Here is a 14967-nt window from a genome sequence, read left to right as displayed (position 1 = left end):
ATGTGCCTTGGCATCCCGGGACAGGTCCTGGAAGTCCACGAAGACGCCGGGCTGCGCATGGCCACCGTCGACTTCGGCGGCGTACGGCGTGAGGTCTGCCTCAGCTGCACGCCAGACGCGGACGTGGGCACGTACGTCATTGTGCACGTCGGCTTCGCGATCACCGAGGTGGACGAGGCAGAGGCGCGGCGGACGCTCGACGTGCTCCGGGCGATGGCCGGCGCGGTCGAGGGCGAGCTGGGCGAGCCGCTGCCGTGAGGCAACCCGGCCAGGGGCGGTCATGCGCCCCGGGCCGTTGCCCGACCGGGCCCGTCGAGGGCCGAACGGCCCCTGCCAGGTGCCGTGGCCCGGCTGCACGCTTAAGGCAAGGGAGACGGAGCAGCCCCTTGGCGAGGAGGACCGCGATGACCGGCACCGAAGCCCCGAGAGCTCCGGCGGTCCTGGACCGTGACGGGCTCGACGCCCTGGTGGCGGCCCTGGTGGCGGACGGGCGCACCGTCGTCGGGCCGACGGTCCGCGACGGAGCGATCGTGCTGGCCGAGCTGGCCTCGGCAGCCGAGCTGCCGTACGGCTGGGGTGTCGAGCTGGACGCCGGGCGCTACCGTCTCGTCCGCCGCGAGGACGGTGCCGCCTTCGCTCACAGCGCGGGCCCACAGTCCTGGAAGTCCTGTCTGCACCCCGCGCGAGAGCGCCTCTGGAGCGCCGACCGGACGCCCGGGGGCGACCTGTCCTTCACGGCCGACGAACCCGAGGCACCGGCGTACGCCTTCCTCGGCGTGCGCCCCTGCGACCTGCGGGCCATCGCCGTCCAGGATCGCGTCCTGACCGGCGGGCGGCACCCGGACGGAGGCTACGGGAAGCGCCGGAAGCGGGCGCTGCTCATCGCCGCCGAGTGCACCGAACCGGGCGCGACCTGCTTCTGCGTGTCGACGGGCGGCGGCCCCGCGGCCGACGCCGGGTACGACCTGGCGCTCACCGAGGTGGTGGACGAGGACGGGCACCGGTTCCTCGTCCGCGTGGGCAGTGAGGAGGGTGCCCGGCTGCTGGAGCGGGTTCCGCACCGGGCCGCCGACAGGGTCACGGACACGACCGCCCGGGCCGCGGTGGACGCGGCACGTGACCGCATGGGCCGGGCGCTGCCCCCGGTCGACCTGCGTGCGCTGCTCGGCGCGAGCCTGGAAGCCGAGCAGTGGGACGACGTCGCGTCACGTTGTCTGACCTGCGGCAACTGCACGATGGTGTGCCCCACCTGCTTCTGCACCACCACCGAGGAGGTCACCGACCTCACCGGTGACCACACCGAGCGGTGGCAGCGCTGGGACTCCTGCTTCGACCTGGACTTCTCCTACCTCCACGAGGGCCCGGTCCGCGCCTCGGGACGCGCCCGGTACCGGCAGTGGCTCACCCACAAGCTCTCCACCTGGCACGACCAGTTCGGCACGTCCGGGTGCGTCGGCTGTGGGCGGTGCATCGCCTGGTGCCCGGTCGGCATCGACATCACGGAGGAAGTCGCCGCACTGGCGGCCGAACTCGAGACGGAGGCGTGAGCGATGACCCCCTCGATCACCCTGCGCATGACGTCCGCGCTGCCTCCCGAGCACCGGGAGCGGCTCCTGCGCGTCGCCCGCGAGGTCGGCTTCCGCCAGGGCGCCCGGCTGTTCGAGGAGGGCGGGCACGCCGACCGCTTCTGGATCGTCCGCGACGGCACGGTCGCCCTCGACATGCACGTCCCCGGTCGTCCCACGCCCGTCATCGAAACCCTCGGCGAGGGTGACCTCGTGGGCTGGTCCTGGCTGTTCGAGCCGTACGTCTGGCAGCTGGGCGCCCGGGCGCAGACGCCGGTGCGGGCCTACGAGTTCGACGCCGTCGCCGTGCGCCTGATGTACGACGACGACGCCGAGTTCGGGCGGGAGATCGGCCGCTGGGTCGGCCGGGTGCTGTCCCATCGGCTGAACGCGGCCCGCGCCCGGCTGGTCGACCTGTACGGCACCTCCACCAGCGGCGGTGTGCGATGACCGCCGTACCGGTTCCATACCTCGTGGTCGACCGGCGGCGGGAGACCGAGGAGTCGGTCACGCTGCGGCTCGAACCGGTCGCCGAAGCACTGGACGACTTCGCGCCGGGGCAGTTCGCGATGGTGCACTGCTTCGGCCGCGGCGAGATCCCCCTGTCGGTGAGTTCCGTGCAGAGCACGGGCGGCCTCGCCCACACGATCCGCAGCGTGGGCGCGGTCTCCGACGGCCTGTGCGCGGCCCGCGTCGGCGACGTCCTGGGCCTGCGCGGCCCTTACGGCACGAGCTGGGAGCTGGACCGGGCGCGCGGCCGGGACCTGCTGGTGGTCGCCGGCGGCATCGGGCTCGCTCCGCTGCGGCCGCTGATCCTGAGCGCGCTGGCCGAGCCGGAAGCGTACGGCCGGGTCAGCGTGCTCGTCGGGGCACGTACGCCCGGTGATCTGATCACCCGGGAGGAGATCGACAGCTGGCCGACGGCGTACACCGGGGTGATGGTCGACTGGCCCGACAAAGAGTGGCGAGGGGACGTCGGAGTGGTCACCCAGCTGCTGGGGCGTGCCCCCTTCGACCCCGTCGGCACCTGGGCGTTCGTCTGCGGCCCCGAGCCGATGATCCGCGCCACCGCCCGCGAACTCGCGGACCGAGGGGTGCCCAAGGAGCGGATCCGGGTCTCGCTGGAGCGCAACATGCGCTGCGCCACCGGGCACTGCGGGCACTGCCAGCTCGGTCCCCTGCTGGTGTGCCGGGACGGGCCGGTGGCCGGCTGGGACATCGCCGAACCCCTGCTGTCCGTAAGGGAGTTGTGAGATGAACACGCCCACACTCGCCGTGTTCAAACTGGCCTCCTGCGACGGCTGCCAGCTCACCCTGCTGGACTGCGAGGACGAACTCCTCGCCCTGGCGGGCCGGGTGGACATCACCCACTTCCTGGAAGCGTCCAGCGCGGTCGCACCCGGACCGTACGACCTCGCCCTTGTCGAGGGCTCGGTCACCACCGCCGCGGACGCCGAGCGCGTCCGCGCGATCCGGGACGCCTCCCGCCACCTGGTGACCATCGGCGCGTGCGCCACCGCCGGCGGCATCCAGGCGCTGCGGAACTTCGCGGACGTGGACGAGTACCGGCGCACGGTCTACGCGCACCCCGAGTACATCTCCACCCTGGCCACCTCCACCCCGGTCTCGGCCCACGTCGACGTCGACTTCGAACTGCGCGGCTGCCCCATCGACCGCCGCCAGCTCCTCGAAATCATCACCGCGTTCCTCGCCGGCCGCAAGCCCGACGTCCCGAACCACAGCGTGTGCTTCGAGTGCAAGCGGCGCGGAACCGTCTGCGTCACCGTCGCCCACGGCGCCCCCTGCCTCGGCCCGGTCACGCACGCCGGGTGCGGGGCACTGTGCCCGGCGTACGACCGCGGCTGCTTCGGCTGCTTCGGCCCGTCGGGTTCGGTGAACCTGCCCGCGCTGATTCCGCTGCTGCGCCGCGACGGTCTCGACGAGGCCGCCGTCGGACGGTTCCTGCACACCTTCAACGCCGCCGCTTTCGACAAGATCGACAAGGAGGCGAGGACGTGACCCACCGCGGATCCCGTGTCCTGCACGTCGGCTCGCTCTCCCGGGTCGAGGGCGAGGGCGCGTTGCGCCTGTGCGTTCAGGACGGCACGGTCACCGAGGCCCGGCTGGACATCTACGAACCGCCCCGCTTCTTCGAGGCGTTCCTGCGCGGACGCGCCTACACCGAGCCGCCGGACATCACCGCCCGGGTGTGCGGGATCTGCCCGGTGGCGTACCAGATGAGCGCGTGCGCGGCGATCGAGGACGCCTGCGGTGTCACCGTCGACCCGGTGATCCGGGACCTGCGGCGGCTGCTGTACTGCGGCGAGTGGATCGAGAGCCACGCCCTGCACATCTACCTGCTGCACGCGCCCGACTTCCTGGGCCGCGCAAGCGCCATCGAACTGGCCCGCACGCACCGGGCCGACGTGGAGCGGGGGCTGCGGCTGAAGAAGGCGGGCAACTCCCTCATGGAACTGCTCGGCGGACGGGCCGTCCACCCCGTCAACGTACGACTCGGAGGCTTCCACCGGACCCCGCCCCGTGCCGAACTGCGGCCACTGGCCGAGGAGTTGAGGCAGGCGCTCGACGACGCCCGGGAGACCGTACGCTGGGTGGCCGGGTTCGACTTCCCGGATGCCCGTGTCGACGCCGACCTGCTGGCACTGGCCGCCCCGGACACGTATGCCATCGAGGGCGGCACCCCGACCGTGCTGCGCTCCGACGGCACCCTCGGCTCGTTCCCGGTGCGGGACTTCACGGACCGCGTCGCCGAGACTCACGTGCCGCACTCCACCGCACTGCACTCGCGGCTCGACGGGCGCCGCCACCTCACCGGGGCCCTCGCCCGGTTCGCGGTGAGCGGGCGCCGGCTGTCCCCGGCAGCCCTGGAGGCGGCCCGGGAGGCGGGGCTCGGCGATCCGCGCGCGGGCGCGGTGTGCCGCAATCCGTTCCGGTCCATCCTCGTGCGTGCGGTCGAGGTGGTGTACGCCGTCGACGAGGCGTTGCGGATCATCGAGGAGTACGAGCCGCCGGGGCGCCCGTACACCGACGTGCCACCCGCCGCCGGTGTCGGACACGGCGCGACCGAGGCGCCGCGCGGGCTGCTCTACCACCGTTACGTCCTCGACGCCGACGGCACCGTCACCGACGCCCGGCTCGTGCCGCCCACCGCGCAGAACCAGGGAGCCATCGAGGACGACCTGCGCCGCGTCGCGCAGCGCGCCCTCGCCGAACACGACCCGGACGACGCCGAGTTGACGGCGTTGTGCGAGCGGGCCATCCGCAACCACGACCCCTGCATCTCCTGTTCCACCCACTTCCTCGACCTGACGGTCGTCCGCACCTGAGGAGGCCGCGATGCCTGATTCTTCGTACACCGTGAGCGACGTGATGACACACACCGTCGTCGCAGTCGGGCGCGACGCGCCCTTCAAGGAGATCGTCGAGCTGTTCGACCAGTGGAAGGTCAGCGCGCTGCCGGTCCTGGAGGGCGAGGGCCGGGTCATCGGCGTGGTCTCCGAGGCCGATCTGCTGCACAAGGAGGAGTTCCGCGACGTCGACGACGCCGACATCAAGCCGGGCGAGCTCGTGGAGCGGGCCAAGGCGGCGGCGGTGACCGCGGGCGAACTGATGAGCACCCCGGCCGTCACCGTGCACGCGGACGCCTCGCTGGCCGAGGCCGCCCGCATCATGGCCCGCCGGCACGTCAAGCGGCTGCCCGTCGTGGACGGCGTGGGCATCCTGCAGGGCGTGGTCAGCCGCGGCGACCTGCTCAAGGTCTTCCTCCGCTCCGACGAGGAGATCGCCGAGGAGATCCGGCACACCGTTCTCAACCAGCTCCCGCTCACCACCACACTGACGGTGTCGGTGGCCGAGGGCGTGGTCACGCTGGGCGGTTCCCTGCCCGACCGCGCACTCGTCCCCGTCGTGGCCCGGGCCGTGCGGGCGGTGGAGGGGGTCGTCGACATCCGCCCGGAACTGACGCACCGATGAAGTACCTCGACGAGTACCGCGATCCCGTCCTCGCCCGGCGCCTGCTGGACGAGCTGCGGGACACCGCGACGCGCCCCTGGCGGATCATGGAGGTTTGCGGAGGCCAGACGCACACCCTGGTGCGCCAGGGCATCGACGAACTGCTGCCCGTCGGCATGCGCATGATCCACGGTCCCGGCTGCCCGGTCTGCGTGACCCCGCTGGAGACCCTCGACCGGGCCATGGACATCGCGGCCCGCCCCGGTGTCATTCTCACCAGCTTCGGCGACATGCTGCGCGTCCCCGGCACCGACACGGACCTGCTGTCGCTGCGGGCCCGGGGCGCTGACGTACGGGTCGTCTACGCCCCGATGGACGCCGTACGCATCGCCGCCGACCACCCGGAGCGCGAAGTGGTCTTCCTCGCCGTCGGATTCGAGACGACGGCGCCCGCCAACGCGACGGCCGTCCTGCACGCCGCCCGTCTCGGCCTGACCAACTTCTCGATGCTGGTCAGCCACGTCCTGGTGCCCCCTGCGATGACCGCGCTGCTCGACGACCCCGACTGCGAGGTGCAGGCCTTTCTGGCGGCCGGGCACGTCTGCGCGGTGATGGGCTGGCACGAGTACGAGCCGATCGCCGCCCGGTACCGGGTGCCGATCGTGGTCACCGGCTTCGAGCCGCTCGATCTGCTGGAGGGCATCCTCATGGCCGTACGGCAGCTGGAGTCGGGCCGCCACGAGGTGGAGAACCAGTACGCGCGGGCCGTACGCCGCTCCGGCAATACCCGGGCTCAGGATGCGGTGCGGACCGTCTTCCGGGTCACCGACCGGGCCTGGCGCGGCATCGGTCCGCTGCCCCGCAGTGGCCTCGAACTCATCGAGGAGTACGAGCGGTTCGACGCGGCCCGTCGTTTCGACGTGGACGGACTACGACCGCAGGAGGACCCGGAGTGCATAGCGGGTGCCGTCCTCACAGGAGCCCGACTGCCCACCGACTGCCCGGCGTACGGCACCCGCTGCACACCTCGTCACCCGCTCGGCGCGCCCATGGTGTCGACCGAGGGCACCTGCGCCGCTTTCCACGCGGCCGGACGCACGTCCGCGAGGAGCTCGGCATGACCATCGAATGCCCCACCCCGAACCACGAGGACGAGGTCGTCCTGCTGGGCCACGGCGCCGGCGGCCGCCTGACCGCGGAACTGCTCGACCAGTTGATCCTTCCGGCCTTCGACAGCGGCTCGGGCCCGATGGAGGACGCCGCGCTGCTGCCGGGGAGCCCCGACCTGGTGGTCAGTACGGACAGCTTCGTCGTCAGCCCGCTGTTCTTCCCCGGCGGTGACATCGGTTCGCTCGCCGTTCACGGCACGGTCAACGACCTCGCCATGCGCGGCGCCCGGCCGCTCGCCCTGTCCGTGGCCCTCATCATCGAGGAGGGGCTGCCGCTGTCAGAACTGCGGTCCGTACTCCGCTCGTTGGGCAAGGCCGCGCAGTCCGTCGGCGTGCCCGTCGTGACCGGGGACACCAAGGTCGTGGGCCGCGGCGCGGCCGACAAGCTGTTCATCAACACCACCGGCATCGGGCAGCGGACCGGATCGCTGCACCCGTCCGCCGTCCTGGCCCGCCCGGGCGACGCGGTGCTGCTGTCCGGGCCGATCGGGCTGCACGGCACGACCGTGCTCAGCACACGCGAGGGCCTGGGCTTCGAGAGCGACATCGCCTCCGACACCCAGCCACTGCACCGCCTCGTGCGAGCGATGTCGCCGCTCGGCCCGCATGTCCACGTCCTGCGGGACCCCACCCGCGGCGGGCTCGCCGCGGCCCTCAACGAGATCGCCCGCGACTCGTCCGTCGCCGTCGAGATCGACGAGAGCGCGGTCCCGGTACCGGAGGCCGTGGCCTCCGCCTGTGACCTGCTCGGCCTCGACCCCCTGGTCGTGGCCAACGAGGGGTGCCTGGTCGCCTTCGTCACCGCCACCGTGGCCGACGAGGCCCTGGCCATCATGCGATCCGTGCCCGAGGGAGCCCAATCGGTGCGGATCGGCGAGGTGCTTCCGGAGGGGCCGCGTGGGCGGGTGACGCTGCGGACCCTGGTGGGCGCCCGGCGGTTCGTGGAGATGCCGCTGGGTGAGCAACTTCCGCGGATCTGCTGACTGTTGTCCGAGCGAAGGGGAGCAGGCATCCCTGACCCTCTGATGCGCTCCGTCCGAGGGCGAGCGGCAGGAATCCATCCGACCGGCAGCCGGTCCTGCGCCCCCACTGCTCACCGAACTGGGCCCACTCCCTGTCCCACTGCTGCATGCGCCACCGCTCCGGGCGTCCGCGCACCACCCGTCCGACGGACAGTACGGCCGCGCCGGCGCCCACCGCGGTCGTCGTGTCCGGCGCCACGACCTGAAACTCGGCCGCCACCCCGGCCACGGGCGCGGGCACCAGCTTGCCGTTCCGGTCCAGCCACACCTGCGTCCTGGCTCCGGTCTTCCCGCCAGGGTCTACCCGGGCCGGGCTCGTGCGGGTCGAACCGTCCGCCGCCGTCCGGCGCACCTTGGCCCACACCTGGTCGCCGGCCCCGGCGGCCTCGGAGGTGGCGAGGGGAGCGTCCTGAATGAGCACCCCCCGGGACGGCGTGCCGCTCGGCTTGTCGGTTCTCCAGGTTCTGCTGCACAGCGTGCGCGGTCGCCGTGCCCGCGGCAGGGCCGGCGGCGGCCGCGAGGCACCAGGCCCCGAGCAGCAGCACGCCCTCTCACCGTGGCACAGTCGGCCTGAACGCCCTTCCGCTTCGAATGTCTCAGCCGACTACGGAGACGGGACAGGCCGACCGGGCTCCCCCGGGCGGACCTCCGGGCCCGTTTCCCGCATCCCGCGAGCCCCCGCGAGCCCCGTTCAGCGTCCGGTCGAGGCCGCGGTCGTCACCGCCCTGGCAGAACGGGTCCTGAGGAGCACGGCGGCGGGCGGGCGACGCGGTGTGGTCCAGGTGTGCGTGGGGTGGCCGAGGCGCAGGATCATCTGCGGGAAGTGGTCTCCGGTGAGCCTCGCCTGCAGCTCCGCGCGCAGCTCGGGCAGTTCGAGGGGCTGGGTGTGGAAGGCCGCCATGACGCGATGGGCCGCCGCGTACAGCAGCACCCGCTGGAGCGCCTGGCCGGCCCGTAGCCAGTCCAGCCGGGTGTCGTGCGCGGTCGTCAGTACGGCGACGGTGCCCGTCCTCGGACTCCAGCGCCGAGGACGGGAGTCGCACCCTCCTGCGAGGCCCGTGTAGTCGCGTCCGGCGAGGAGCGCGCGGACCGGGTCGCGGCGGCACGCCTCGGCCGGCACCCGCTCCAGCCACGACCGCCGGGCGGGCCCCGAGAAACCGGTCACCTCCGCGACATGACCGGCATCGGCGCGGTGCACGGCCTCCGCCACCCGCACCGTCTCCGCGAGCAGTCTCAGCTGCTCCGGATGGTCGACGATGTGCAGCAGGGCGCCTTCGGCCCGCGCGTGGTCGCTCAGCTCGTCGATCAGCGACGGCGGCACGGGCTCGGCCTCGAACTGCCCGCGGTGCGTGTGCCGGTGGGCCATGGCGTGTTCCATCAGCATCACCTCGCGAGTGGCCGCAAGGAACGCTCCCCAGCCGACACGGGCCAGGAAGGCCGGGTTCCCGGGTTCGGGAAGCAGGGACACGGCGGGCCGGAAGCCGAGATGCCGCACGGCGACCCGGGTGTTGAACAGCGCGGCCCCGCAACTGATCAGCATCTCCCGGCCGCCCGGATCGGTCAGAGGCAGCCGTCGCTCGGCGTCGGTGTGGACCTCGAATCCGAAGTCCTCGTCATCGGCGACGAACAGCCAGGGCTGGGTGTTGTGCAACGAGGGCGCAAAGGCGGCGGCGCGAGCGAGGTGGAAGGCCGCGTGGCTGGGACTCTCGTACGACACGGACATGGTGTTCCACCCTTCGTGAACCATCTGCCTCAAGCGTCCGTGCTTCGCAGGCCCCCCGGACAGGGGCCGACCGTCCCCCGCTCTGGTCTGTGCGGCCCCAGTGCCAGACACCATGCGCGCACCGGGCGCAACCCCTTGTGCTTGCCGGTGCCGCGGCGGCCAGGGCCGGATTCGCGACGGCACACGACGACCCGGATCGGCTCGGTCCGTGAAGAAGGCGAAGGCCAGGCGTCGGTACCGACTGACGGAATCCTCGGCCGACGCCTCGGAAGACCGGTTCGGTCTTCCGAGGAGTCGGCCGAGACACTGTGTCGGGAGACGAGTCGGGCCGGCCGGTCCGTCGAGTGGGATGTTCGGCCCCCGCTCCGGCGCCGCCAGGGGCGTGAGGGCGAGAAATGAGCCCGCGGGGCGCGGGGCGAAAAGCGCCGGGTTCCGCCCCGTGGAACCTCGCGCCCGCTGTTCTCCAGGCTGGTCAGGGAGGCGGCCGGAGCAACGGAACCCGCCTTGTGGGCGGCGTCGGTTTGGGACCGACACAGGCCGCCGCCGCGGCTCCTCGATAGGGGCGGGTCCGCGTCGGTCCCGCCAGTGCGCGCGGGCCGGCGTGGCGGCGATCAGGGCCGGGCGCGCCTGGATGACGCCCTCCCAGCGGCGAGGGGCCGAAGCGTCACATTGTGGGCCAGATGGGTCAGCCCGCCGGTGACATAGGGCAGCGGTCCGCCGGGCAGGTGCCAGACGGCGGCGACCCGGCCAGGTACGGCCCGCCCGTCGACGGTGTGCCAGTCCCTCACCGGGGTGTGCCATTCGGCCCGGATCAGGCCGCCGGGCAGATCGGCGTACCGGTCGGTGGTGCTGAAGTCGTACGGCGCGCCGCGCTCGTCGACGAACACCCGGGCCCGCACGGTGCGGCCGGCGTCGGTGAGGCACACCTCGAAGGTGTGATCGTCCACCGGGCTCCAGGCCGTCGCGGGGGTGAGCAGCATCGACGGCGCCATCAGGATCGCGTCGTTGAGGTACGTGGTGAGCTCGCCGATGTCGAACTCCTCGCCCTGGCCCTCGACAACGGTCACCCGGTCCAGCAGTCGGCCCAGCATGTGGCCGTTACCCCGCAGGTAGGTGTCGCGGCCGACCATCGGTACCACGCCGGCGAGGCGCACGCGCATGACGAACACCCGGGTCACATCGGGGCTCGTGTTGTACTGCCAGGCTTGGGCGGGCATCCAGCCAAGCCGTGGGCGCAGCCGGAACCGGCCGGCGAACCGGGCGGTCAGCGACCGTACCCGCGGCCGGCCGACCACTCCCATGAACCCCAGATAGCGCCGGACGACCGGCGGCAACCCGGCCACGTCGGCCTCCGCGACCGGCGCCGGGTCGGCCGGGCCTGCGGGCACGTCGGCAGCCCGGACCTCGCGGATCAGGCGGTGGTACAAGGGATCCCGGTTCGGGTCCGAGGCAGACAGGATCGTACTGGTCACCGCAGCGCCTCCTCAGTCGTTCCGTCTCCGGCCCCTCGCGGGCCCGGCGGCCTTGGCCTGGGCCGAACGGTCCCCGCCGGAGCGACGCGGTCGGTCATGCGACCTCCCGACGTCGGATCGGCTCCGTCACCGCAGGACGGATTCCGCGCCTCACGTTCACCCTCACAGCCACGGGCCCCGGGCAACACGGCCCGAACGGGCCACCGGGCAGGACAAAGGTCCCACCCGCGCACCCGCGCACCCGCAGTTCCGCAGACCCGCCCGGCTGGCCCGGGATCAGTGCCGTACGGCCCATCACCTTGGGCCGTACGGCACTTGGGGCACCTGCTCCAGAGGGTGTTGCCTGGGATCGTTGGAGGAGGCTGGCATGAGCACAGAGATCTCCACCAGGCGTCCGCCCCACCGGCTGCGTCGTGTGATGGTTCTTGCCGCGGCGGCCCTGCTGACGTCGTCCGCAGCGACCGCGTGCGGAAGCGAGACCGGCACCTCGGGCGGGTCTTCCGGCACCGGTCCGTCGAGCACACCGAGCATCGGGGGCACCACAGGCGGCACCACCGGAGACGGCACCGGAGACGGCAACACCACCGCAGGGCAGGGCAGTTCCCCCGGGTCCGGCACTCCCGGAGGGCCCAGCACGCCCTCCACGCCGACGACGCCCGGTGGCGGCCCCCGCCAAGTGCGGACCGCGGTGTACTTCCTGCACAGGGAGAAGGTCTCGCCCGCGCCCCGCACCGTGACCGCGCCCACCACCGCGGCAGACTCCCTGCGCGCCCTGCTGGCCGGCCCCAACCGCTACGAACGGAGCCACGGCCGCACCACGGCCATCCCCCGGGGCACGAAGCTCAACTCGGTCGTGGTCGACCGCCACATCGCGACGGTGGACCTGTCCGGGCGGTACGACGACGGCGGCGGGAGCCTGTCGATGCAGGCCCGGCTCGCCCAGGTCGTGTTCACCGCGACCCGCTTCCCCTCCATCCACAAGGTGCAGTTCGAATTGGACGGCAAGCCGGTGACGGCGTTCGGCGGCGAGGGCATCGTCCTCGACGAGCCGGTGGGACGGGCCGCCTTCGAGGACCTGTCGCCGCTCGTCCTCGTCGAGTCGCCGATGATCGGCGACACCATCCGCACCCCGGTCAGGGTGTGGGGCACCGCAAACACGTTCGAGGCGACCCTCCGGCTGAAGATCACCGACGCCGCCGGGCGCACCGTGGCCGACCCGTACGTCACAGCGACCTCCGGCACCGGAACCCGCGGCACGTTCGACGTGGCGATCCCTTACCAGGCGACCCGCTCGGGCGCCGGCCTGCTCACGGCGTACTGGGACTCGCCGGAGGACGGCCGGGCGGTGATCGAGGACACGCTGCCGCTGACCGTCAAGCGCTGACAGCGGCCTGCTCATGACGGTCGGCGAGACTCTTCGCACCCCGTACGCATGCCGGGAAGCGGACAAGCGGTACCTCCCAGGACGCTCGACCACGGCCCGGAGCGCAGCGCGGGTCTCAACAATGCCGGGGCGCAGTGATCACGACGGGGTGAGGCCACGCCCGTGGTCGGCGGCGTACGCGGCGAAGACTTCCGTCGGTGTTCCGCCGGTGTGGAGGAAACGCTGGTCGAGGATGGCCGCGAGGTCTTCCAGCGCGCCCGCGAGCAGGTCGCCAGTCAGGCGTACGTCCGTCCGCCGGACCGCTTGTGCGCGCTGGGCGAGGTCAGCGGCGTAGCCGATCATGGCCGCCAGGGACGAGTGGTCCTCGCCGTCATGGAAGTAGTAGGCCTCGGCGTACTGCGTGAAGTCGATCCGGACACGTGCCACCTCGGTGGCCAGGCTCTCCAGCAGCGTGGCACCCACCGTGGAGTCGAGCTGCTCGGCGGACGGGTCCGAGCGTTGGAGGACGGCCAGCCGGATCGCCAGGACCCTTCGGCGGGTCAGCGCCGGGTAGATCTCCAATACCCACGACACCGTGGCCGTGAGGAGGGCGAAGCCGATCAGGGCTTCGAGTGGCGAGACCAGGCGGAGCCAGCCGTCGGCGGGCGCGATGTCCCCCAGCCCGAGAGTTGCGACGGTGACGAGCGACAGGTAGACGGAGTCGAGCAGTACCGGCTGCTGCGCCGCGTTGGAACCGGGCGCGAAGGTGAACGCCCCCGGCATATGGGGCCAGTAGATGATGGCCCAGCCCAGCATGATGGTGACGGCCCACATGCCGACCACCGTCACCATGGCGAGCGGTCCGACGAGCCCGACAACACGCCCACCCACACGAAGATGCCGGGCCAGTCTCCACAGCGCCGTCATGACGAGGCGGCTCAGACCGGCGTGGCGGGTGGGGTGCCAGAGCGTATGGAACAGGTCCCGAAGGGCGGCCATGACCAGCCCGGCTCCTGCCAGCGAGACCACCCAGTCCATGTACGTCTCCCCGTCGGCGCCGCGCTCGTCATCGCCCCACGGCCCTGTTCCGCGAAACAGCTCGGGCAGCGCGGACCAGCACTGTTGCCACCCGAGTCGGCCCCGCTCTGGGAGCCTAAGCCGAAGGCAGCGCCCGCAGAGCGCCGAATCGCCGTACCCGCGGGCCGTGGCATCCGGTCCGCGAAGACGATCCACGTCGAGGGCAGGGGCGGCATCAGCAACCGCACCGGACTCATCGACCGCTCCCACGGGGATGCGTAGACGAGCCGCAAGGACAGAGAAGTCGGCCATGAAGCGGAGGCATGCGCAGGTACTGAACGCGGCGGCTGATGAGCAGTCGTGGAGCGCGGCTCAGAACTCGCCCGCCGACCCCAAGCCCGTGAGGGCGCCGACCGGGTCCAGGTCCGGGGTGCCGCGGGGCCACCAGTCGTCGTGGCCCGGCTCCGACTCGTAGGCGTACCACAGGCCGTCGCGGCCCAGGCGGAGCTGGACATGGCCGCGGGGGTGGGTGAGGTGGTTGTGCCAGGGGCGGAAGGCGGGAAGGTCGGCCGCGAGGAGGAGGGGGCGAGCGCGGTCGAAACGGCCGGCCGGCGGGTCCCAGGGCTCTTCGAGTACGGCGAGTCCCTCCAGCCCGCCCTGACGCCAGGCGGCGACCGCGCGGGCCAGTTCGGACGGGGTGCGGCCGGCTGCGGAGGCAAGGGAGGCGTAGAGGGCGCGGGTGCCGACCGTGAGTCCGGAGCCTGGGCGGGCCGCGGCGAGCCGCACCGCGTCCTGCCACAGGGTCAGTTCGCCGACCGGGTCGCGGCCGGTGCCGAGCAGCGCGTGGGCGCGGGCCGCCGCGTCGGTCGCCAACTGGTCCAGAGCGAAGGGGTCCGGGCCGCCCGGGGCCGCGGGATACGCCGGGGGCTGCTCGGGATGCGGAGGCGGGGGCAGGGGTGCCGGGAGGGGTGGGAGCACGCGGGGCGCGAGGGCGTCACTGGCCCGTACGCCGGGCAGTTGGGCCGGTCCCTGGTCCTGGGCGGCTCGGGCCGCGCGGGTGGCGCTCAGCCGGGACAGGGCGTCGAGCAGGTCCCGTTCGCCACGGCCGCGCAGCAGGAGCAGCACGAAGGGGTCGGCGTCGAGCAGTCGGGCGGTCTGGTAGCAGAGGGCGGCGGCGTGCTTGCAGGGGTGACCGCGGTCGGGGCAGCTGCACTGCGGTTCGAGGTCGCCGGGGCCGGGGAGCAGCCGCACGCCGCCCTCTGCGAGCGCCTGGGGCATCTCCTTGTCCAGCAGCGCGGCGATGTGTCCCGGCCGGTCGGCGGCACTGTCCAGGAAGCGCTCCCAGTCGGCGTCGTCGAGGGTGCGCAACCGCACCTGCACGCGGTACGGGCGGGGACGACTGCCCTGCACGTACGCGAGCACCAGCCCGGGGGTCACCGTGATGGCGTCCACGTTCCCCTGCTCGGCATACCCCCGCCCGCGCGCCAGCCTCTTGGCGTCCAACGCCCCTTCCTCCAGCGCGGCGACCCACGCATTGCCCCACCAGGTCTCGGCGAAGCCGGTGCCGCCCGACGGACGGGGCGGGAAGGCGGGAAAGGTACGACGCAGGTCGCCGTCCCGGCCGGGGGCGGCCATGGAGCGGGGGCGATGGGGAGGTGCGGGTG

14 protein-coding genes are annotated in these 14967 nt (G+C 72.7%); 10 read left to right on the top strand and 4 right to left on the bottom strand.

What is annotated here, in order from left to right:
- From ADK57_RS38410 to hypE, 9 genes are all read left to right on the top strand, one after another.
- Positions 1 to 258 (top strand): HypC/HybG/HupF family hydrogenase formation chaperone, encoded by a 258-nt coding sequence (locus ADK57_RS38410; protein WP_053754330.1) that lies wholly within the window; start codon positions 1 to 3, stop codon positions 256 to 258.
- 146 nt (positions 259 to 404) lie between these two features.
- Entirely contained in the window at positions 405 to 1547 is a 1143-nt protein-coding gene (locus ADK57_RS38405) for a 4Fe-4S dicluster domain-containing protein (RefSeq protein WP_053754329.1), read from the top strand.
- A gap of 3 nt (positions 1548 to 1550) precedes the next feature.
- Entirely contained in the window at positions 1551 to 2015 is a 465-nt protein-coding gene (locus ADK57_RS38400) for a Crp/Fnr family transcriptional regulator (protein WP_053754328.1), read from the top strand.
- Entirely contained in the window at positions 2012 to 2818 is an 807-nt protein-coding gene (locus ADK57_RS38395) for an FAD/NAD(P)-binding protein (protein WP_053754327.1), read from the top strand. The genes ADK57_RS38400 and ADK57_RS38395 overlap by 4 nt, the downstream gene beginning before the upstream one ends.
- A 1-nt stretch (position 2819) precedes the next feature.
- Complete coding sequence (locus tag ADK57_RS38390) at positions 2820 to 3584, top strand: oxidoreductase (RefSeq protein WP_053754326.1); 765 nt, start codon at positions 2820 to 2822, stop codon at positions 3582 to 3584.
- A complete protein-coding gene (locus tag ADK57_RS38385; protein WP_053754325.1) occupies positions 3581 to 4912 on the top strand; it encodes a Ni/Fe hydrogenase subunit alpha in 1332 nt (443 codons plus the stop codon). The genes ADK57_RS38390 and ADK57_RS38385 overlap by 4 nt, the downstream gene beginning before the upstream one ends.
- 10 nt (positions 4913 to 4922) lie before the next feature.
- Positions 4923 to 5558 (top strand): CBS domain-containing protein, encoded by a 636-nt coding sequence (locus ADK57_RS38380; protein ID WP_053754324.1) that lies wholly within the window; start codon positions 4923 to 4925, stop codon positions 5556 to 5558.
- On the top strand, positions 5555 to 6658 hold the full coding sequence (gene hypD, locus ADK57_RS38375) for a hydrogenase formation protein HypD (protein ID WP_053754323.1): 1104 nt from the start codon (positions 5555 to 5557) through the stop codon (positions 6656 to 6658). The genes ADK57_RS38380 and hypD overlap by 4 nt, the downstream gene beginning before the upstream one ends.
- Positions 6655 to 7689, top strand: a complete 1035-nt coding sequence (gene hypE / locus ADK57_RS38370; protein ID WP_053754322.1) for a hydrogenase expression/formation protein HypE — start codon at positions 6655 to 6657, stop codon at positions 7687 to 7689. Before hypD ends, hypE begins: the two co-directional genes overlap by 4 nt.
- A 730-nt stretch (positions 7690 to 8419) precedes the next feature.
- On the opposite strand, the gene ADK57_RS38365 is transcribed toward hypE, so the two are convergent.
- Both ADK57_RS38365 and ADK57_RS38360 read right to left on the bottom strand, forming a co-directional pair.
- Positions 8420 to 9475, bottom strand: coding sequence for an Acg family FMN-binding oxidoreductase (locus ADK57_RS38365; RefSeq protein ID WP_234390536.1), 1056 nt, complete (start codon positions 9473 to 9475; stop codon positions 8420 to 8422).
- A 587-nt stretch (positions 9476 to 10062) separates the two neighbouring features.
- Positions 10063 to 10923: a DUF6544 family protein gene (locus ADK57_RS38360; protein WP_053754321.1), complete on the bottom strand. Its 861-nt coding sequence runs from the start codon at positions 10921 to 10923 to the stop codon at positions 10063 to 10065.
- Positions 10924 to 11290: 367 nt separating this feature from the next.
- Between ADK57_RS38360 and ADK57_RS38355 the strand changes: the two genes are divergently transcribed.
- Positions 11291 to 12307, top strand: a complete 1017-nt coding sequence (locus tag ADK57_RS38355) for a Gmad2 immunoglobulin-like domain-containing protein (protein WP_234390535.1) — start codon at positions 11291 to 11293, stop codon at positions 12305 to 12307.
- Positions 12308 to 12445: 138 nt separating this feature from the next.
- Here ADK57_RS38355 and ADK57_RS38350 read toward each other — a convergent pair whose 3' ends face one another.
- Positions 12446 to 13324 carry a potassium channel family protein gene (locus ADK57_RS38350; RefSeq protein ID WP_053754320.1) on the bottom strand — a complete coding sequence of 293 codons (879 nt, stop codon included), beginning with the start codon at positions 13322 to 13324 and terminating at the stop codon, positions 12446 to 12448.
- Positions 13325 to 13675: 351 nt separating this feature from the next.
- The coding region (locus ADK57_RS38345) for an SWIM zinc finger family protein (RefSeq protein WP_053754452.1) at positions 13676 to 14967 on the bottom strand (1292 nt) is incomplete at its 5' end.

It is taken from the genome of Streptomyces sp. MMG1533 (assembly GCF_001279775.1).
In the GTDB taxonomy this organism is placed as follows: domain Bacteria; phylum Actinomycetota; class Actinomycetes; order Streptomycetales; family Streptomycetaceae; genus Streptomyces.
This window is presented reverse-complemented; position numbering and strand designations above follow the sequence as displayed.